A 19,368-nucleotide genomic window follows, 5' to 3' on the forward strand; every position below is an offset into this window, starting at 1 on the left:
TATGGCCACTCTCTATAATGCCCGGTTTGGTTCTCGTACCGTATTTTTCTTTTGCTTGCCTGAAGATAAGGACAGCCCTGTTTTATGGATTTCATGCCATTCCCTCATTCTGCCAACCCGCCACTTGCTCCCCGTCGTCCGCAGATTCTTAAAGATCCCCATGGCCAGCGGGTGGATGACTATCGCTGGCTTGAACAGCGGGATAGCGATGAAGTACAAGCCTGGCTGGAAGGGGAAAATAATTATACCTGTGCAGGTATGGCTGGTACGGAAGCTTTGCAGAAAACCCTTTATCAGGAAATGAAGGCCAGGCTGAAAGAAGATGACGAATCCCAGCCTTACACATGGCATGGTTATGAGTTTTTCAGCCGGACATTTACTGGCAAAGATTACGCTGTTCATTATCGCCGAGAGCAGGGCTCTGACGCTGAACAAGTGATTTTTGATGGTAATGAGCGGGCAGGAGAGGAGGAGTACTTCGACCTTGGCGTGATGTCCGTCAGTCCAGACAACACACTTCTGGCCTGGGCAGAGGATTTTGCCGGTAATGAAAACTGGACTCTGCGTGTTAAGGAGCTGGCAACGGGTAAACACCTGGAAGATGTTATTGAAGGGTGTGCAGCCAACATCGTCTGGGCCATGAATGGTCAGGCTTTCTGGTACATCAAGCAGGATCGTAACTTCCGTCCCTGGCAGCTCTGTTTCCATGTGCTTGGAACAAACTATGCGGACGACACCGTGATATTGGAAGAAGCGGATGAGCGATTCTTCTTATCGGCGTATCCGGATAGAGCCGAATCCAGGCTTCTGGTGGAACTTTCCAGTACCGACACCTCTGAATGTTTTGTTGGTGGTTTGAACAGTGCAGACGATCCACTGGTTATGATTCAGCCTCGAAAAACCGGCCTCGAATATTATCCGGACTCGGACGGTGAACAGCTGTTTATCCGCACCAATGATAAAGGAATTAACTACCGGCTTGTCACTGCGCCATTTGATAATCCGGGTACATGGCAGGAACTGGTTGCTCACAGAGATAACTCGACTCTGGAAGACTTTGAGCTTTTCCCCGGACGTGTGGTGACCTTCGAACGTGAAGACGGTCTGATTCAGGTGCGTATACGCCCGGCTCAAGGGAGCGTGATGACTCTGGACTTTCCTGATGAGGCCTGGTCTGTCGGTGGATGCGACAATGCCGAATATCAAGCGGGCTTTCTTCGTCTGGAATATGAATCCTTGAATCGCCCTTCATCGGTTCTTGATGTAAATCTCGAAACTGGAGAGCAAACGTTACGTCGCCAGATGCCAGTTCTGGGTGACTTTGATGCCAACGACTATGAAACCCGTCGACTCATGGTAACAAGTCATGATGGTGCCAGTGTTCCTATCAGTATCGTTGGCAGAAAAGAAAGTTTTCACAAACCGGCACCAGTGTTGCTCTATGGCTATGGGGCTTATGGGATGAGTGAAGATCCCTACTTTGCCCGCGCACGGCTCAACCTTTTGGATAGAGGGTTGTTGTTTGCTATTACCCATGTGCGTGGTGGCGCAGATCTGGGGGAGCAGTGGTACAGGAGTGGCCGCAGGCTCCATAAGAAAAACTCATTCCATGATTTCATCGCCTGTGCTGAAGGGTTAATAAGTGAAGGCCTTGCGGACAAAAATCGTATAGTGATTTCCGGTGGCAGTGCCGGCGGCCTTTTAATGGGAGCGGTCTTGAATATGCGCCCTGAGTTGTTTGCTGGCGCAGTACTCGACGTACCTTTTGTTGATGCCCTCAGTTCCATGCTGAATCCGGATCTGCCACTAACCGTCACTGAATATGACGAGTGGGGCGACCCGAGTGAAAAAGATATTTACGACTATATGGCAACTTACTCTCCTTATGACAATATTGCAGAAGTTGAGTATCCACCCCAACTGGTGCTAGCCGGGCTGGAAGATCGTCGGGTGCAATATTGGGAACCAGCAAAATGGGTCGCGAGAATGAGGGAGTGTTCCAAGGGTGATAATCCTGTATTTTTGAAAACCCATATGGGCGCAGGACATTTTGGGGCGTCCGGTAGATACGAAGCCATGAAAGAGGCAGCCTTTGAACAGGCCTTTATTCTCACCGCAGTTTCTTTGGGTCAATGACTCTAGTTGGTGGATGTAGGAGATGAGTGCCATAGAACAGCTGTTCAGCAGTCTTGAACACATAGGGGAGACGGTGCAGGGGCTCGATGCCCTTGCGTTTGTATGGATGTTGGGTATCTGGATTGCGTACACCCTGTTCGCTAATTACCGCGGCAAAACCCATACCTGCCTGGCCTCTGTTCTTTTGCTCTATCGAAAGCAATGGCTACTGCGCATGTTGAAGCGCGATAACCGCATAGCCGATGCCAATCTTCTGGATCAGTTACGCAGCAGTGTCAGCTTCTTTGCTTCCACCACGATACTTGTGATTGCCGGTTTGGCCACAGGTATGGCTGCGTCGGAACAGGGATTAAGTATTCTTTCCCATTTGCCCGTAGCCGCAACAGATACCCGGGAACTCTGGGAATATAAAATCCTGGTGATGATTGGCATTTTTGTTTATGCCTTCTTCGAGTTTTCCTGGTCTGTCCGGTTGTACAACTATGCGGCAGTCTTTATTGGCAGCGGTCCTCTATCGGTAGAGGTAGAAGCCAACGATGCCTGGGCTGATGCTTATGCCGAGAGTGGTGCCCGAACTATTTCGATGGCAGCAAAACACTTTAACTACGGGCTAAGAGCTTACTATTTTGGGCTGGCGACACTGGCCTGGTTTGTGTCTGCCTGGCTGTACCTGGTGCTGGTGTCGGCAGTGGTCATTATCCTTTACCGAAGAGAGTTTCACTCTAAAGCTTTGCGCACCATGGCGTACAGCCCAACGGGTGATGGGAGGGTGTGAGGCTGGGTCTAAGCATCGTATCTGTGGTATAAGGCACCCATACATTTTAATCACAACAACAAGGCTGATAATGGCCGATTCAAAACCAGATAATAAAACTATTTTAATAATGGCGCGGCAGTTCCTGTTGGCTATTCCCCATTGCAAGACTCTTGGCATGTCAATTGTTAGCGCGGATCAGTCTGGAATCACCATAGAGCTACCGTGGAGCGAACAAATCGTCGGTAACAGGGATACTGGTGTTATCCACTCTGGGGTTGTAACAACGTTGATGGATACTTCCTGCGGCATATCTACAGTAACAGCCTTGCCTGCTCCAGAGGCCTGTCCAACCCTTGATCTTCGCATTGATCATATGACGACACCGGAACCGGAAAAGTCACTTTTTGCGACGGTGGAAGCTTATCGGGTGACACGCAATATTGTCTTTACCCGTGGAACAGCCTGGCAGGATAGTCCTGACCAGCCCATAGCCCATGCTGTTGGAACATTTATGCGTCTGGGAACTCTGTTGCCGGGAAAAATGGTTGGGAAAAAGAAGAAGGATAATCAACATGAGTCTTGAGAACGCAGTCAAACAGGCTCGTGAAACCGGGCAGCTGGATCAGCTGATTGATAATATTCCCTACGCAAAACTGATTGGTGTTAAAGGGCAGCTGGTTGGCGATGAAGCTCTGTTTCTTTTACCACCACAGGACGCCAATATTGGTAATCCTGTTCTGCCAGCTATCCATGGTGGTGTAATCGGTGGCTTTATGGAAACGGCTGCTGCCTTACATCTGTTGTTGTTTATGAACCAGCCTAAAATACCGGCCATTATTGATTTCTCTATTGATTATCTGAGAAGTGGGCAACTGCGGGACACTTTTGCTGAATGTCAGCTCCATCGTCAGGGGCGTCGTGTTGCCAATGTCTCTGTCACCGCATGGCAGAGTCACCGCGATGTGCCGATTGCTACCGGGCGTGTGCACTTCCGATTATGAGTGGAAGCTTTCAAGCGGTAACCATTCTGTTTCTCTACATTGCTCTTGGCTGGGTGGGTGTTCGCACCTTGCTTAGCCAGGAGATGATGTCGGGACTGAATCGGTTTGTTTATTATTTTGCGGTGCCTGCTTTACTGTTTAATGCGGCGAGCAAGCTTTCCCTGACCCAGTTGCTGGCAACATTACCCTTAACCGCTTTTTTTGCAGCGGCTCTAGTTACCGGGCTGATAGCGGTTGTTGGTTGTCGTGTGTTTTTTGCCACGACTTCGGGTGCACAGCTAACAGCCAGAGCGTTGAATACAACCTTTGCCAACTATGCATATATGGGTATTCCTGTGGTGTCCGCACTTCTGGGAGATGTGGGCTACGCAGCGATTATTACGATTATTCTGGCTGGTAATCTGGTGTTGATTGGTGGTGCTCAGGTTCTGTTTCAAGGTTTTGAAAAAAATAGCGGGAAGAATACGCTTGGGCAGCGGGTATGGCTGGTATTACAACAATCTTTGCTAAAAAGCCCAATTTTCTTATCGACAGTGGCTGGTTTGATCTTTTCGGGAGCAGGGTTGGTTATGCCTGATATCCCTGATCAGGTTCTTTCATCCCTTGGTGCTACTACTGTACCGCTGGCGCTTTTCTGCCTTGGGGCAGGTTTGCAGTTTCGGCTGGAGGGGTCTTCATTATCAGAAATCAGCTGGCTGATTGTTATTAAATTGTTTGCTCATCCGGCTGTAACATTCTTTATGCTCTTGATACTAGGCATCACTGACCCTGTATGGGTAACAGCTCTGGTTATGATGACAGCTCTTCCCACCGGGGCTCTGGCCCATGTGGTGACCTCCCACCATGGTGTTTTTGCCCGGGAAACGTCACATATTGTGACTCTGTCGACGCTTTTCTCTCTGCTCACTCTACCTGTCTGGATAACCATCGTGTCAGGCATGTGAAAATTCTTCTGGTTTTTCCCCTTGAAAACCTCAAGGGGTGTCCCCACTTTTCGTTCTATCAAAACTTTGTAACTGTTCATGGCTTCGGCCGGAACGTGAATCCCTGAGGACTTGTGGTTTTATGACAACTGAGACAAGCAGCACCGAGAGTAAAAAAGAAACACTGGGTTTCCAAACAGAGGTGAAGCAGCTGCTGCATCTGATGATCCACTCTCTGTATTCTCATCCGGAAATCTTCCTGCGCGAGTTGGTATCCAATGCCAGTGATGCGGCAGATAAGTTGCGTTACGCATCTCTGCACGACACCACTTTGCTGGGCAATGACCCAAATCTGGAAATTCGTATAGGCAGTGATGCAGATACCAATACCGTAACCATTACCGACAACGGTATTGGTATGAACCGTGACGATGTGATTGCCAATCTGGGTACAATCGCCAAGTCCGGCACTGCAGACTTTCTAAAAAATATGACTGGTGACCAGAAGCAGGATTCTCAGCTGATTGGTCAGTTTGGTGTTGGTTTCTACTCTGCATTCATCGTGGCAGACAAGGTGCGTGTTGAAACCCTGAAAGCGGGCGAAAGTGAAGCCATTGCTTGGGAATCTGATGGTTCCGGCGAATTTACACTGGAGCCCGTAGACAAGAAGACTCGTGGTACCCGCATCACCCTGTTCCTGAAGGATGAGCACAAAGAGTTTGCCAATGATTGGCAGCTGCGCACCATTATTCGCAAGTACTCTGACCATATCTCTCTGCCAATCCTGATGCTGAAGGAAGAGGCGCCTTCTGCTGAGGAAGAAGAGAATAAGGAAGAGAAGGCTCCTGAGTGGGAAACTGTAAACACTGCCAAGGCTCTGTGGACCCGCAGTCGCAGCGAAATCACTGATGAAGAGTACAAGGAGTTCTACCACCACATTGGTCACGACTACAGCGATCCGCTGAAGTGGAGCCATAACAGCGTGGAAGGTAAGCTGGAGTACACCAGTTTGCTGTATATTCCTGGCAAGGCGCCTTTCGATCTTTATAACCGTGAGATGGATCGTGGCCTGAAGCTGTTTGTTCAGCGCGTATTTATCATGGACAAGGCAGAAGAGTTCCTGCCTATGTACCTGCGCTTTATCAAGGGTGTTCTGGATACCAACGACCTGTCCCTGAATATTTCCCGTGAAATCCTGCAACAGGATCCTCAGGTAGACAGCATGCGTAGCGCGCTGACCAAGCGTGTTCTGGATATGCTGGCCAAACTGGCTAAGAACGATGCCGAAACCTACGAGAAGTTCTGGAAAGAATTTGGTCAGGTTCTGAAGGAAGGTCCGGGCGAAGATTTCTCCAATAAAGAGAAAATTGCCAAACTGTTGCGTTTCTCTTCCACCGAAGAGAGTAAGGAAGAACAGAACGTTTCTCTGGAAGCCTACATCGAACGGATGAAGGAAGGCCAGGACAAGATTTACTATGTGACCGCTGAAACCTTCAATGCTGCCAAGAGCTCCCCGCATCTGGAAGTGTTCCGCAAGAAGGGCATTGAAGTTCTGCTGATGTCAGACCGTATCGATGAGTGGTTGATGTCTCACCTGAACGAGTTCGATGGCAAGCAGTTCGAAGATATTGGTCGTGGCGATCTGGATCTGGGCAAACTGGATTCCGAAGACGACAAGAAAGCTCAGGAAGAAGTTGAGAAGCAGAGCGAAGATCTGGTTAAGCGTATTCAGAACACCCTGAACGAAGAGGTTGAATCTGTACGTGTGACCCATCGTTTGACTGATTCCCCAGCCTGCCTGGTTGTGGGTGCCAACGATATGGGTGCCCAGATGCGTCGAATGATGGAGGCGGCTGGCCAGGCTGTGCCTGAGGCCAAGCCGATCTTTGAAATCAATCCTGAGCATCCGCTGATTACCCGTCTGGATAGTGAAGCTGACGAAGATCGTTTTGCTGAGTTGAGCAAGGTGCTGTTCGATCAGGCTCGTCTGGCCGAAGGTGGCCAGCTGGATGATCCGGGCGCTTATGTTCTACGCCTGAACAAGTTGCTGCTGGAACTCTCTAACGGCTAATCTGCTTTTTAGCAATCGTCGGTTCCCAAAACCGCCATGCCTGAAAAGGATGGCGGTTTTTTGTCACCTGCCTTTTAGTTTCTAACTGTTGCCAGAGAAGTACCGATAGCCAAGAGGATAAATTCTCTTTCAGGGGTCACCTATGGCCGTCGCATTACACAGGGTTTCGCTGCTCAGGTTCTGCCTACTGTTCTTGTATTCTTCGTTTTTACTGGCAGCTCCGATACAGGCTGCAGATGATGAGCTTATAAAGGATGAATCTGCTGAGGGTTTAAAGCAGTTTTCTCTGGTGGACGACACGACCGAAGATCTAGATACCGATACTTTTGATCACAGCCTGGTGCAGATACGCAGCTTTACCCTGAAAGAAAACCGTTACGTCAGATACCGTCAGTACTACCAGGGGCTGGAAGTAGTAGGGCGCAGTGTGGTTGGCCATTATGGTAAGACCAGTGATAGTTGGGATCATGACGGAGCGCGGTTTTTTGGCAAGCTGGCCAGGAATATCAAGCTGCCGGTTCACAGCGAATACCTGACAGATACTTTTCGTTCCAATATGGGCAATTTTGCCCGTGAAGATTTCAATACCCGTTTTAATGTTTCTGGCGAAGTGTCTGATCTGGATACCCAGCCGGTGATCTGGATCGATAAGAGCAGTAAGCCCCGTCTGGCTTATCGGGTGAGTTTTCGGGTTCAACCAAAATCCGGCCCACCTTTATGGCCACACTATATGATTGCTGCTGCGGATAACGAGGTTTTCCAGTATTGGAACAATATACAGGGACTCTATTCTGACCGGGCTCCTGGTGGCAACGGAAAAACAGGGAAATACCAATTTGGTGCTGGCAGTATGCCGTCTTTTGCCGTGACCAATAATAATGGCACCTGCATGCTTGGCAACTCATTGGTGAAAGTGGTTTCCCTCAATAATAGCTGGTGGGTTGCTAATAACCCGGCTCCAATCAGTTATGAGTGCGGCAAGAATACTGGTGATGCTGCGAATGGAGCCTGGGCACCGGGTAATGATGCTTATGTGTTCGCGAATCTGGTGTCATCCATGTACCAGGGTTGGTTCAACTCCCCGGTTTACAGTTTGCCAAATGGGCAGGCCAAGCAGCTCACGGTGCTGGTGAATGTGGGCAGTAATTATGAGAACGCATTCTGGGATGGTACTTATCTGGCCTTTGGTGATGGCCATCTCAGCTATTATCCGCTGGTCTCCATTTCTATTGTCTCCCATGAATTAAGTCACGCTTTTACCAATCAGCATTCCGACCTGATTTATGCCAATCAGTCTGGTGCGATTAACGAAGCTTTCTCGGATATGGCTGCTATCGCAGCGGAGTATTATCTCAAGTACTACAGCCGCGATGCTTATGAAACTTTGCTTGGCACCCGCAATATTGATTGGCGTATAGGGGACAGGATTACAAAAGGTAGCTTCGCCATGCGCTCTATGGATAATCCTTCAGCTTACAACTCTGCTGAGTGTGAAAAACGGATTTCCGGGTGTGATCGTACTTGGGGGGACGTTTTGAATGCTTCAGAACAGATACCTGTGGCGAGCAGGCAAAGCTATATTGTTCATAAAGGCAGCGGTGTGATGAACAGGGCGTTCGTTAATATTGTGAACTCTCTGAATGGTGATGTCCGTAAAGCCTTCGCCCTGATGGTGCGTTCCAATATGTTGTACTGGACCTCAACAGCCACTTTCTCTGAGGCTGCGTGCGGTGTGAAACAGGCAGCGCAGGTTGATGGCATAAACACAAGCAAGATTGATCAAGCATTTGAGCAGGTTGGTGTAACACCAGGCTGCTAATGGAACTTCAGTAAAGGGACTTTGTTATGCAGGTAGATCCTAATAGACCGGGAGCTTTTCGGCAGTTTCTTAATACATACCTTCCCCCAATAGGTTGGTTGGTGGGTTGGGTTGTTAATTTGGTGCAGGCTAAAAAGAATATTGGACTGACACCGTCACAAACCACTTCTAGTACGGCGTTGTCGAATCGTTCAATCACTAAGGTTCCGTCAGAACAGGTTGTGCCAAGGGTTGGGCTCAGTCATACGGCTTCTTCTCGTGATTCGAGAAGGCAGGGACCTGTACCCGCTGAGAGAATGAGCGTAGAGGCTTATCGCGAGAGTAAGCAGGAAGCTGAGAAAAAAATACGCGCTGCGTTGCCTGACGCGTGGGGAACAGACGATCTACGCCATAAGCTGCAAACATTTCAGTTTATGCAATTTTATGGGACAGATCTGACGGCTCAGGATTTTATTGATGCCTATAATCGAGATTTGATTAAACAGGAATCCATTAATGCTGCTGTTCGTGGGATAGGATCCCAGATTAATCATATGATGGTTGAAGCAGGGCGTATGTTAAAAGCTGAATTGCACCCAGAGCCTGCATCAAGAAAGGCCGTTGCTCCTTCACCTGGCCGTGAACCCTCTCAAAAACCAACAGGCAGGCCGGTCGCTACAGAGCTACGCACATCTGTTTCTGCTCCTCATCCGCGGGCATTTAACTTTGAGGCGGAAATAAAAAAGGTTGTACCGCGGAAGGATATTCAAGTATTTCTGCAAAAGCTGGAGCGCAAAGATCAAAAAGCAATTGGTGATATAAAAGCCCTTTATCAGGCAATGACAAAGGCCAATTTAAGCGGAACCATAACAGCTAAACAGTGTGTTGTGCTAATAAATGCTGATAGTGTGGAGCAGGAACACTTAAAAAGTATACCCGCAGCAGCAGTCATTGCTCACAAGTCTGCAGCTCAACAACTAGAAGCATTTCAGACGGGTACTGATGCTGTAGCAACAACTTCAGTACCCGCTGCCGGTCGTCCCGTTATTTCGCAGCGTCCGCCTGAACAACTAGGACAAGCTCTTGAAGTTTTACAGCGTCATTGCCAATTAACACCTATGGAGCAGCGGGTTATTCAAAATAACTTGACCCCCGCAGAAGTTTCTCACCCCGAGCTTGCGAAGAATCTAGAGGCTTTTCGAGCATTGAGTCGAGCAATACTAGTCACCATGGAGAATGACTTTGTTGATTTGTTCCGGTCTGGGTTGTTGCATCACCATTTGGAAAGTATTGAGCAGGCACAAGGTAATAGGCAGGCATTAAAGCGTGTGCATCAAGAAATCACTGACGATCAGAACTTGTTGCAGGAAAAAATCGTGCAAAGTGACTGTGATGTGACAAAGAATACTGGCGCTTACGTGGGGCGGCTTGGTAACGGTTGCTGGTCTTCTACGGGTATACAATTCATGATCTCTTCCAGAGATGAAGATGATATTGAAGAACTGGAAGAAAAACTGGCTCAGCATGCATTCCAATACCCATCAGAGGAAAAAGTTGCTCAAGCTCTAGTTGATATGTGGAGAATCACCCAGCGCATTGAACGGGGAGAAATGGGGCCAGTATGTATGGTTGGCCATCAAAGGCGATTTATCACAGGTTGTTATGAATACTGGATGGCAACTAAGCATTTGCAAGGTGCTAACCGGGATTTGACTGATTTGTTTAAAAATGGAGCTTTTGGTGGTGAACAGCATGATGCGGATGAATTTTATTCAGCTGTAGATAAAATCTTGCCAGTTTCGAATGGTAAGGCTGTTAGCACTGATGGAGTTAAGTTGAGTGCAACTTACCAAGGGCTGCCTGTTAGTAAAACTAGACCTAACGCTGAAGTAACAACCCATACGGCTTTTGCCGTACCACAGCGTAAAAAGGGTGTTACGCTTCTGGTTGAATCTTTATCGGATCAAGATGCTCAGCAATTAGCTGCAAAACATTACCCTCTTCACGAACAGGTAGAAATGCGAGATGCCTTATTAAACTACCGACGAGTCATTAAAGCTCATCGTGAAGATCAGGGAGAAGGGCAGATTAATGCTGCCCTTGGCAGACTTAAGAATGCTGTTGATACCTTGTGTCGTTCAGTAAGCCCTACAAGTAATTTGATTGTTGACTCGAATAACCAATTGCTTGTCGATGCTCATGAGCGAGATGGAAGCAATCGAGTTTCCAGAGGGGTGGCAGTTCCTACTGCAGGTGGAACAAGGCGTTTTGTACTTAAAATTGCGAATGTTGATCGAAATGATGCTGAAGTTCAAAAGCTGCAGGGAGGAGGTCAGGTTCTTGCGTACCCAGACGGAGCCACTAATCCTCAAGAAATAGAGAATTTGAAGAAATTAATACCAGGCTATCAACCGAGCTATTTCTGCAGGCCGATTGCTCGTGTCAATAGGGAAGGGCGCCTTATAGAACCAAGTTTGGCGAAAACTCGAAACATGGCTGGCTTTGATGCAGAGGGATATGACGTACTTGCTCCAGGTCAATTGGTTCTTGATAGTGACGGGCGCTTTCTCGGCAATAATGTACAGGGATTACAACACGGGCAAAGAGTTATTGATCCTTCACTTGCAGAGAAAATGCAGAGAGAGGGAAATAGTCAGGGAAATCCTGAGGAAACGTTGGCTATTGCGACAGGGCTTGCAGAAGTTCTGGGTCATCGGATGCCAGTGACTGAAGATTTGAGAAGGCGAGCCAGCGGGTCTTCCATGCAGGAGATGGTTCAGGGTTATTTTCATGAAGGGGCGGCGGGTAAGTTGGATTGGTCTCATGAAGACCTGGTTAAGGCTGGAGTGCCGGCTAATAATTGTCGTCTTACTGGTGAAAAGCTGGAGTCATCACGTGCGCAGGTGAAGTTTGCGAGTAAAGAGAATCTGAAAAAGCTGTCAGTAAAGCTGAACTGCTTTTCTTATGTTGGGGGTGAGCGAGTCTTCCGCAAGGATGATGCTAAGAGCGTCATAATGAATGGCGGCGGCACGTTGGTTTTACCAATGCAGGAAGAAAACGGTGAGAAGTTTACTTTTCGAGGTAAGCTGACATCGTTAGCTTGTCATGGTGGTGGTAGTGCTTCAGGTGGAGGTGGGCATTATATCAACTTGAAAATCGGGGATGATGGCAAGATCCATGTTAAAGATGAGTTATTTTCTCTGCCCTTGGAAGAGTATGCAATTGTTACCAATCGAAGAATGTCAAACGGGCAGCGCCCGAAGACATTGAATGAATTTCTGGGTTGTACAGACTTTGCCCCCCAAATTGCATTTTATCAGCGTTTAGAAGAAACAGAGCAATAGGTTTGGAGTAAATTCTGTCTTATATAAAAAACGGGGAGGCTAAAAGCCTCCCCGTTTTTTATATAAGACAGATGATCAACCGTCGTAACGATCAAACACCAAGCAGGCATTAGTACCACCAAAGCCAAAACTGTTGGACATAACCCGGTTCAGCTTCATCTGTTTGGGTTCACCAACCACAACCGGCAGGCCTTCAGCCTTTTCATCCAGAGTTTCCACGTTAGCGGAAGCTACAACAAAGTCATTTTCCATCATCAGCAGACAGTAAATGGCTTCGTGAACGCCAGCGGCTCCTAGAGAGTGACCACTCAGGGATTTGGTGGAGCTGATCAATGGGCAGTTATTGCCAAAGGTTTCGCGAATAGCGCCCAGCTCAGCAACATCACCAACAGGGGTGCTGGTGCCGTGGGTGTTGATATAGTCAATTGGGCCTTCAGTGGTGCTCATGGCTTGCTGCATGCAACGGATAGCGCCTTCACCAGAAGGAGCAACCATGTCGTAGCCATCGGAAGTGGCACCGTAACCGGTCACTTCACCGTAAATCTTGGCGCCACGAGCCAGTGCATGCTCAAGCTCTTCAAGAACCAGAATGCCGCCACCGCCAGCAATAACAAAACCATCACGGTTAGCATCGTAAGCGCGAGACGCCTTATCAGGGGTGTCATTGTACTTGCTTGAGAGGGCGCCCATGGCATCAAACATAGCAGTCTGGGACCAGTGTTCTTCTTCACCACCGCCGGCAAACACAATGTCTTGCTTACCCAGCTGAATTTGTTCTACACCGTTACCAATGCAATGAGCACTCGTGGCACAGGCAGAAGTGATGGAGTAGTTCACACCCTTGATTTTGAAAGGTGTTGCCAGACAGGCAGATACAGTATTACCCATGGTACGGGTAACACGGTAAGGCCCAATACGCTTCACGCCTTTCTCTCGGAGAATGTCGGTGCTCTCAACAATGTTAGCGGTTGAGGCACCACCGGAAGCGGCAATCAGGCCAGTGCGAGGGTTTGAAACCAGTTCTTCGGGCAGTCCAGCGTCGGCGATGGCCTGCTGCATGGCGATAAAAGTGTAAGCCGCAGCATCGCCCATAAAGCGCATCTGCTTGCGGTCAATATGCTCGGCAAAGTCGATATCAACAGAACCGGATACCTGGCTGCGGAACCCCTGCTCTGCATAGGATTCATTGTGACGGATACCGGAACGGCCTTCTTTCAGGGAGGCGGTCACGGTTTCAGCGTCGTTACCCAGGCAGGAAGAGATGCCCAGGCCGGTAACAACAACGCGTTTCATATATTCAAGAACCTGTATCAGAAGTTATCTGTCCGCGTAAACAGACCTACACGGAGGTCTTTCGCGGTGTAAATTTCCCGTCCGTCAACAGAGACGGAACCATCAGCGATACCCATCACCAATTTGCGGGTGATCACCCGTTTGATGTGAAGATGGTAGGTGACCTTTTTGCTGGTGGGGAGAATCTGCCCGGTAAATTTCACTTCACCAGAACCCAGGGCACGACCGCGGCCGGGGCTGCCTAGCCAACCCAGATGGAAGCCAACCAGTTGCCACATAGCATCAAGGCCAAGGCATCCGGGCATAACTGGGTCACCTTCAAAGTGGCACTGGAAGAACCAAAGGTCAGGATTGATATCCAGTTCGGCAATAATCTCGCCTTTTCCGTATTCGCCGCCTTCGGAGCTGATATGGGCAATCCTGTCCATCATCAGCATATTAGGCAGGGGAAGCTGGGCGTTGCCAGGGCCAAATAATTCACCCTTGCCACATGCCAGCAGTTCATCACGACTGAAGCTGTGTTTGTTCATCTTTCCTTCCGGTCTGGCTGTGGCTTCTGTCTTTGTGGCAGATAGTAAGTCACGCCCTTGCTACCTTTTGACAGCCACTGAGAACTGTCTTGAATAACTGTCTTGAATAACTGTGTATATGCGGAACTATATCACTGGCGGTTAACGGGTTTAATGACATTTCATGCTCTGTAACAACTCTCCGACCCAAAGTCACGGAACTGTTACATAGCATGTCATGGTCATTTTAATGTGCAGCAAGAATACCACATACCGGGAAAGATTCAGCGATTTGTACGAGCGTTCATGAAAGTTTACTGCCTTTTCTTGCAGCAAGAATTGCGGGCTACTTCAATTCTGTATGGAATTTCGATTCCAAGATGATCCCGCTGGTGTATGATCGTTGCTTTTGTTCGGTAAGTTGAAAATAAGGCATGACAAGCCAAAATACTGCTCATTCCTGCACAATCGCTGTCCTTGGTGGCGGCAGTTTTGGTACGGCTCTGGCTGATATCGCAGCACGTAAAGGTCACACTGTACGTCAGTGGATGCGTTCTGAAGAACAGGCCGCAGAGATGAATTGCACCCACATTAATGCTCGCTATCTTCCCGAGTATTCTGTCAGTGAAAAGATTATGGCTATCAGTGATCTGGATGTCGCTATTAAAGATGCGGATCTGATCTTTGTGGCGATTCCCAGTAAATCCTTTCGCAGTGTTGTGACTCGCTTAAAAGGAAAAGTTGATAAGGCTCTGGTGGTGAGTACCACGAAAGGTGTTGAGGTGGGCACCTTTGATTTGATGACGGATATTCTCCACGAAGAAATTCCAGGCGCGCGCGTGGGGGTATTGAGTGGCCCCAATCTGGCCAAAGAAATTATGGCGCGCTGTATGACGGCTACCGTTATTGCCAGCGAAGATGATGAGTTATGCGAGGTCGTGCAAAACGTTCTTCATTGTGATTATTTCCGTGTGTACTCCAATCATGATCGTTATGGCGTAGAGCTGGGCGGAGCGTTGAAAAATATCTACGCCATTGTTGCCGGTCTGGCGACGGCTTTAGGTATGGGCGACAATACCCGGAGTATGCTGATCACCAGAGGACTGGCAGAGATGAGCCGGTTTGCCGTGACCATGGGGGCAAACCCGATGACTTTTCTTGGCCTGGCCGGTGTTGGCGATTTGATTGTGACCTGTGAATCCAAACTGAGCCGTAACTTCCGGGTAGGTTATGCCCTGGGGCAGGGGCGTACGCTGGCGGAAGCGGAGGCTGACCTCGGGCAGGTAGCGGAAGGGGTGAATACCCTTGCTCTGGTCAGGAATAAAGCTCAACAGCTTGGAGTGTATATGCCAATTGTCGACGGGCTGTATGCAATCATTATGGAAGGGAAAGATATCAGGGAAGTGACCAGCACTATGATGATGCGTGAACAAAAAACGGATGTTGAGTTTTCTGTAAAAAGCTAGATTGAGTTTTCCGTAAAAAGCTAGATAGTGATTGGTACCCTCTTTCATCTACAGTAAATGAGGACGCCATATTTCTGGCGAGTAACTTCAAGGAGCAAGATGATGAACCAAGGTGGCAACAGGGACTCCGTGAAAGAACACCTGCTTTCCGAGTCTATCTGGATTCGCATACTTTACATGGTTTTGTTTTGGCTGGCGGGGCATTTGGTGATTGCGATGGTTATCCTCATCGCTGTCCTGCAAGGTGTATTGGTACTGTTTACCGGACAACCTAACCTGAGCTTGCAGGAGTTTTCCCTGGCTCTGAATCGTTATCTCTATCAGATGGCAAATTTCCTGACCTTCAACAGTGAAACCAAACCTTTCCCTTTCTCTGACTGGCCTTCTGCCGGTCATGCAGAAGTGACTGATTCCCGGGACTCCTGAGAGCGTAGTCGTGAAGTTGTATATTATGCGTCACGGGCAGGCGGAGTATGCTGCCCCTTCTGATGAGCTGCGTCCGTTAAGTGAATCTGGTCAGGAACAGGCTCGAAAAGTTGCTGAACAACTGAGGGATATACCTTTCTCCGGTATTTTGGCCAGCCCTTATCTGCGTGCTCAGCAGACCGCTGAGACTGTTCGATCAGTGATTTCCGGGCCTGGAATCACGACAACCCAGAGCATTGTTCCTGAAGCCGTTCCCAATATTGCTGTTGACCAGTTACCTGATCAGGGTAACTGGTTATTGGTCGCTCATATGCCTTTAGTCGGAAAGTTAACCAGTCTGCTGGTTGATGGGGTAGTGTCCGCAGATGTGCCTTATTCAACGGCCATGGTGTGTGAGTTGGAAATGGAGCTCCCTGGGCCGGGCATGGCGTACTTGCAGCGTATTTTTACTCCATAGATATTCCTTCTGGAGCTCTTTTCACCTCGTTTTTTGCCAATATCCCTGTTAGAGAAGCTGATGGTACAGTCAGTTTGTCTAACAGGATCTTTCTCCTCGAAACCTTTGCATCAGACCATGGTCTTATTTCTGCTGGATTGATCCGTTGCTAGCTTAAGCCATTCATTGTCGGCAACGTTTTATAACTTCACAGCAGGGGCAGGGATAGCTTTCTATACTGGATTCCCTTCTTCCTATAGCGGTACTCCTCAGGCGGACTCACTGATTTCTGCCTGGGGAGTCTGACTGCGTGAACGTAATAGCTATAAATCATGTGCAAGGGAGGTTGAAGAATGAAAATGACTGATATCAGCCTTCGGGGTTGTCTGGTAGTCACTGTTGGCTGCCTGTTCGGCCTTTATCAGTTTTATATGCAGGCTTCTCCCGGGTTTATTGTGCCTCAGTTGATGGATGATCTGTCGCTGAACCGTGCGCAAACCGGAGTACTGGCCAGCTCAATTCTTTACAGTTATATACTGCTGCAGCTTCCTGCTGGCTGGTTAATTGATCGTTACGGTGTTAAAGCGATGTTTCTTCTCTGTCAGGTTCTGATGGTGGGAGGCACTCTCTTGTTCAGTCATGCTGCCAGCCTGGAGATGGCGATTGCTGGGCGTATGCTGCAGGGGGCTGGCAGCGCGTCGGCGATAGTTGGCGCCCTTTGTCTGGCAGCGGCATGGTTTCCTGCCAGATTATTTCCAGTCTTCGTAGGGCTGGTAGAAATGTCCGCCATGCTGGGCGGTGCGGTGTCCAGCAGTGTGATTCCTGAACTGACGAACATAATGGGCTGGCGATATGCCATGCTGATTTCTGCAGGTTTTGGCGGGTTGTTGTGGCTATGCATGCTGTTTATCAGTAATCGCCCCCGGTCAGTTGCCAGTGAGTCGATTGATGCACATGGGCACCCTGTTGAAGGTGGGGACCTGCGCAGGGTCTTTGGTTCTGTCCAGGTATGGCTCAGTGCTACTTATGGCTTTGGCCTTTTTGGTCTGATCAGTGTTTTCGGCATGATGTGGGGAGCGTCATTCCTCGAATGCCTTTACCCCTTTTCCCACGCCTTTGCGGCCAATGGTATGACACTTTTATTTGTTGGGGTTGCCGTAGGAACAGTGCTTTGTGGTTGGGTGATTGCCAGAGGTGGAACCTGTCGCAACTGGATGATTCTTGGGGCATCACTTTCTTTACTTTTGTTATTGGCCATTATTTTCCTGCCGGTTGCCTCAGTGATTATGGCTGTACTGCTGTTTCTGTTGGGTATGGCGATGGGAAGTTATGGATTGGCCTTTGTTGCTCCGGGTGAGTCGCTTCCCCAGTCTGGTTTAGGGCTGGCTATCGCCTTTATTAATGTCTGCCTGCTGGTTGCCGGGCAGATATTGCAACCGCTGTTAGGCAGCATCCTTGATATACGGGCAGCGACCCAGCAGCTTGGAATAGTTGACTACCAGATTGCTTTTATTCCCCTGTTGGTACTGGCCGTAATGGCTCTTCTGGCCTCTCTGAAGTTGAAGGAGGCTTAAGGCAATGCTTAAGCGCGTTGAACCTATTGCCCTTCAAACGGAATCAGCAATCACAAGTCGGGTAATCTGGGCTTATTTAACGGTTGGTTTATTTGTTTCCCTGCAGTTCGTTCTGCAGGGTTCTGTCAGCTTGATGGTTCCCGAGCTGAAAGCTGATCTGAGTATTCATGAAGCCGGTGTAGGAATGCTGTCTTCACTGTTTTTTTATCCTTATGTTTTTCTACAGATTCCGGCTGGTTGGATTCTGTCGAGAACCGGGGTTCGCATGTTGCTTCTCATCTCCGGTTTGCTGATGTCTGCTGGCTGTTTGATACAGGGCACTGCAGACAATATGACTCAGATGATGATTGGCCGGGTCATTATGGGGATAGGGGCTGCTCCTGGTATCGTTTGCTTCCTAAAAACCGTAGAAGTCTCTTTTCCGCCACTGTTTTTTGGTGTGCTGGCAGCGGGTATGGAAGTCTTTGGCATGGTTGGCGCCGGTATTGGTGACTTCCTGATCCCAGAAAGCATCCAGGTATGGGGCTGGCGTTTTACTTTCAAAATCTTTGCAGCTCTCACCCTTGTGCCCGTGTTAGGTGGATTATTTTTTATTGCTAAAAATAGCGGGACTGCTTCCTGTGACTGTGACAACAATTCCGGTGAATGGGTCAAAGTTTTTCGTAATACAGATGTATGGCTGGTGGCACTCTTCTGCGGGTTTATGTTCGCGATTATGAATGCTTTTGCTGCACTCTGGGCGATACCTTATTTGGACACAAACCCTGATTGTATCGGGCAGTCTGGCAGAATTGCCGGGATGATTTTTATTGGCGCGGCGGTCGGTGCTCCGGTTCTGGGGTGGCTGGCAGATCATGGCATGGACAGTCGTAAAGCGATGATGGTTGGTGGTGTGATGACTATCGCTCTGCTTTTAATCATTCTGTCGGGCAGGTTAACACCGGTTTTGTATTTTCCTCTGATGTTTCTTCTTGGCCTGAGCGCGTCAACCTATATGTTGCCTTTCGTTCTCGTTAAACACTGGTTGAAAGGAGAGCAGCTTTCTATCGGGTTGGCATTCACCAATGCCCTCAGTGTGATGATTGGGGCGTTATTCTATCAACCACTGATTGGCTGGTTGATTGGAATGTACTCTGAGGTGTGTACGGAAAATTATCGTGAAGTGCTAATGATTCTTCCGGCGGGTGTTTTGGTGGCCTGTATTCTTCTGCTTTATTTACGGAAAACCAATACGGTGGTTTTGAGAGTTGTGTCGACGGAAGAAGAGAAATTCAGGCTCCCAAAAACAGGAGCCTGAACAAATAGCGGGGATAACAAAGCCATAGCCATAGCGCAGTATTACGTTAAGAATAACGATCAGTACGGTGATGGAGATGGCGACGCTGGCAAAGATTTCTTCAAAGTATCGGAGAGTGACAGGCATGGTACGGCTCAAGGGCTGAGTCATCAGAGTGGGTTCAGGTTTTGTTGGCGTAAGGTTGTCGAGCCCAGCGCCACTGAGTCGTATGCTTAATTGAGAACGCCTCCTGGTTTTGCTCACTTATTGATCTGCTTTCTATTCCGGGGATTGAGGCCTGCGTATCCCTTCGGTAGTCTCGCCTTTGCATTCGTTGGTGGAATGGCTGCACTTACAA

15 protein-coding genes are annotated in these 19,368 nt (G+C 48.7%); 13 read left to right on the top strand and 2 right to left on the bottom strand.

What is annotated here, in order from left to right:
• The first annotated feature begins 84 nt into the window (after positions 1 to 84).
• From QMA35_RS01715 to QMA35_RS01750, 8 genes are all read left to right on the top strand, one after another.
• Positions 85 to 2,136: a S9 family peptidase gene (locus QMA35_RS01715; RefSeq protein WP_281645397.1), complete on the top strand. Its 2,052-nt coding sequence runs from the start codon at positions 85 to 87 to the stop codon at positions 2,134 to 2,136.
• Between the two features lie 22 nt (positions 2,137 to 2,158).
• The gene (locus tag QMA35_RS01720; RefSeq protein ID WP_281645398.1) at positions 2,159 to 2,911 is read left to right on the top strand and encodes a DUF599 family protein; all 753 of its coding nucleotides are present in this window, start codon (positions 2,159 to 2,161) and stop codon (positions 2,909 to 2,911) included.
• A gap of 70 nt (positions 2,912 to 2,981) precedes the next feature.
• Entirely contained in the window at positions 2,982 to 3,476 is a 495-nt protein-coding gene (locus QMA35_RS01725) for a PaaI family thioesterase (protein WP_281645399.1), read from the top strand.
• A complete protein-coding gene (locus QMA35_RS01730) occupies positions 3,466 to 3,894 on the top strand; it encodes a PaaI family thioesterase (RefSeq protein ID WP_281645400.1) in 429 nt (142 codons plus the stop codon). The genes QMA35_RS01725 and QMA35_RS01730 overlap by 11 nt, the downstream gene beginning before the upstream one ends.
• The gene (locus QMA35_RS01735) at positions 3,891 to 4,838 is read left to right on the top strand and encodes an AEC family transporter (RefSeq protein WP_281645401.1); all 948 of its coding nucleotides are present in this window, start codon (positions 3,891 to 3,893) and stop codon (positions 4,836 to 4,838) included. The genes QMA35_RS01730 and QMA35_RS01735 overlap by 4 nt, the downstream gene beginning before the upstream one ends.
• A gap of 121 nt (positions 4,839 to 4,959) precedes the next feature.
• Positions 4,960 to 6,888, top strand: a complete 1,929-nt coding sequence (gene htpG / locus QMA35_RS01740) for a molecular chaperone HtpG (protein WP_281645402.1) — start codon at positions 4,960 to 4,962, stop codon at positions 6,886 to 6,888.
• 142 nt (positions 6,889 to 7,030) lie between these two features.
• The gene (locus QMA35_RS01745; RefSeq protein WP_281645403.1) at positions 7,031 to 8,707 is read left to right on the top strand and encodes a M4 family metallopeptidase; all 1,677 of its coding nucleotides are present in this window, start codon (positions 7,031 to 7,033) and stop codon (positions 8,705 to 8,707) included.
• Between the two features lie 26 nt (positions 8,708 to 8,733).
• Positions 8,734 to 12,030, top strand: a complete 3,297-nt coding sequence (locus tag QMA35_RS01750; RefSeq protein WP_281645404.1) for a hypothetical protein — start codon at positions 8,734 to 8,736, stop codon at positions 12,028 to 12,030.
• A 75-nt stretch (positions 12,031 to 12,105) separates the two neighbouring features.
• Here the strand turns inward: QMA35_RS01750 and fabB are convergent, their stop codons facing one another.
• Positions 12,106 to 13,323, bottom strand: coding sequence for a beta-ketoacyl-ACP synthase I (fabB, locus tag QMA35_RS01755; protein WP_281645405.1), 1,218 nt, complete (start codon positions 13,321 to 13,323; stop codon positions 12,106 to 12,108).
• A 17-nt stretch (positions 13,324 to 13,340) separates the two neighbouring features.
• Positions 13,341 to 13,853 carry a 3-hydroxyacyl-[acyl-carrier-protein] dehydratase FabA gene (fabA, locus tag QMA35_RS01760; RefSeq protein WP_281645406.1) on the bottom strand — a complete coding sequence of 171 codons (513 nt, stop codon included), beginning with the start codon at positions 13,851 to 13,853 and terminating at the stop codon, positions 13,341 to 13,343.
• Between the two features lie 413 nt (positions 13,854 to 14,266).
• On the opposite strand from fabA, the gene QMA35_RS01765 reads away from it, so the two are divergent.
• From QMA35_RS01765 to QMA35_RS01785, 5 genes are all read left to right on the top strand, one after another.
• Positions 14,267 to 15,298: an NAD(P)H-dependent glycerol-3-phosphate dehydrogenase gene (locus QMA35_RS01765; protein ID WP_281645407.1), complete on the top strand. Its 1,032-nt coding sequence runs from the start codon at positions 14,267 to 14,269 to the stop codon at positions 15,296 to 15,298.
• Between the two features lie 99 nt (positions 15,299 to 15,397).
• Entirely contained in the window at positions 15,398 to 15,724 is a 327-nt protein-coding gene (locus tag QMA35_RS01770) for a DUF4389 domain-containing protein (protein ID WP_281645408.1), read from the top strand.
• Positions 15,725 to 15,734: 10 nt separating this feature from the next.
• A complete protein-coding gene (gene sixA, locus QMA35_RS01775) occupies positions 15,735 to 16,181 on the top strand; it encodes a phosphohistidine phosphatase SixA (protein ID WP_281645409.1) in 447 nt (148 codons plus the stop codon).
• Between the two features lie 332 nt (positions 16,182 to 16,513).
• Positions 16,514 to 17,734 carry an MFS transporter gene (locus QMA35_RS01780; protein ID WP_281645410.1) on the top strand — a complete coding sequence of 407 codons (1,221 nt, stop codon included), beginning with the start codon at positions 16,514 to 16,516 and terminating at the stop codon, positions 17,732 to 17,734.
• A 4-nt stretch (positions 17,735 to 17,738) separates the two neighbouring features.
• Entirely contained in the window at positions 17,739 to 19,031 is a 1,293-nt protein-coding gene (locus QMA35_RS01785) for an MFS transporter (RefSeq protein ID WP_281645411.1), read from the top strand.
• Positions 19,032 to 19,368: the final 337 nt, after the last annotated feature.

The organism is Parendozoicomonas sp. Alg238-R29 (assembly GCF_947331445.1).
In the GTDB taxonomy this organism is placed as follows: Bacteria; Pseudomonadota; Gammaproteobacteria; order Pseudomonadales; family Endozoicomonadaceae; genus Sansalvadorimonas.

Excerpts from the sequence above, each read along its gene's own strand:
- QMA35_RS01780 (WP_281645410.1), top strand. The coding sequence starts at position 16,514 with ATGAAAATGACTGATATCAGCCTTCGGGGTTGTCTGGTAGTCACTGTT.
- QMA35_RS01730 (WP_281645400.1), top strand. The coding sequence starts at position 3,466 with ATGAGTCTTGAGAACGCAGTCAAACAGGCTCGTGAAACCGGGCAGCTG.
- QMA35_RS01770 (WP_281645408.1), top strand. The coding sequence starts at position 15,398 with ATGATGAACCAAGGTGGCAACAGGGACTCCGTGAAAGAACACCTGCTT.
- QMA35_RS01720 (WP_281645398.1), top strand. The coding sequence starts at position 2,159 with ATGAGTGCCATAGAACAGCTGTTCAGCAGTCTTGAACACATAGGGGAG.
- fabB (WP_281645405.1), bottom strand. The coding sequence starts at position 13,323 with ATGAAACGCGTTGTTGTTACCGGCCTGGGCATCTCTTCCTGCCTGGGT.
- QMA35_RS01765 (WP_281645407.1), top strand. The coding sequence starts at position 14,267 with ATGACAAGCCAAAATACTGCTCATTCCTGCACAATCGCTGTCCTTGGT.
- QMA35_RS01750 (WP_281645404.1), top strand. The coding sequence starts at position 8,734 with ATGCAGGTAGATCCTAATAGACCGGGAGCTTTTCGGCAGTTTCTTAAT.
- htpG (WP_281645402.1), top strand. The coding sequence starts at position 4,960 with ATGACAACTGAGACAAGCAGCACCGAGAGTAAAAAAGAAACACTGGGT.
- QMA35_RS01735 (WP_281645401.1), top strand. The coding sequence starts at position 3,891 with ATGAGTGGAAGCTTTCAAGCGGTAACCATTCTGTTTCTCTACATTGCT.
- QMA35_RS01785 (WP_281645411.1), top strand. The coding sequence starts at position 17,739 with ATGCTTAAGCGCGTTGAACCTATTGCCCTTCAAACGGAATCAGCAATC.
- QMA35_RS01715 (WP_281645397.1), top strand. The coding sequence starts at position 85 with ATGGATTTCATGCCATTCCCTCATTCTGCCAACCCGCCACTTGCTCCC.
- QMA35_RS01725 (WP_281645399.1), top strand. The coding sequence starts at position 2,982 with ATGGCCGATTCAAAACCAGATAATAAAACTATTTTAATAATGGCGCGG.
- fabA (WP_281645406.1), bottom strand. The coding sequence starts at position 13,853 with ATGAACAAACACAGCTTCAGTCGTGATGAACTGCTGGCATGTGGCAAG.
- QMA35_RS01745 (WP_281645403.1), top strand. The coding sequence starts at position 7,031 with ATGGCCGTCGCATTACACAGGGTTTCGCTGCTCAGGTTCTGCCTACTG.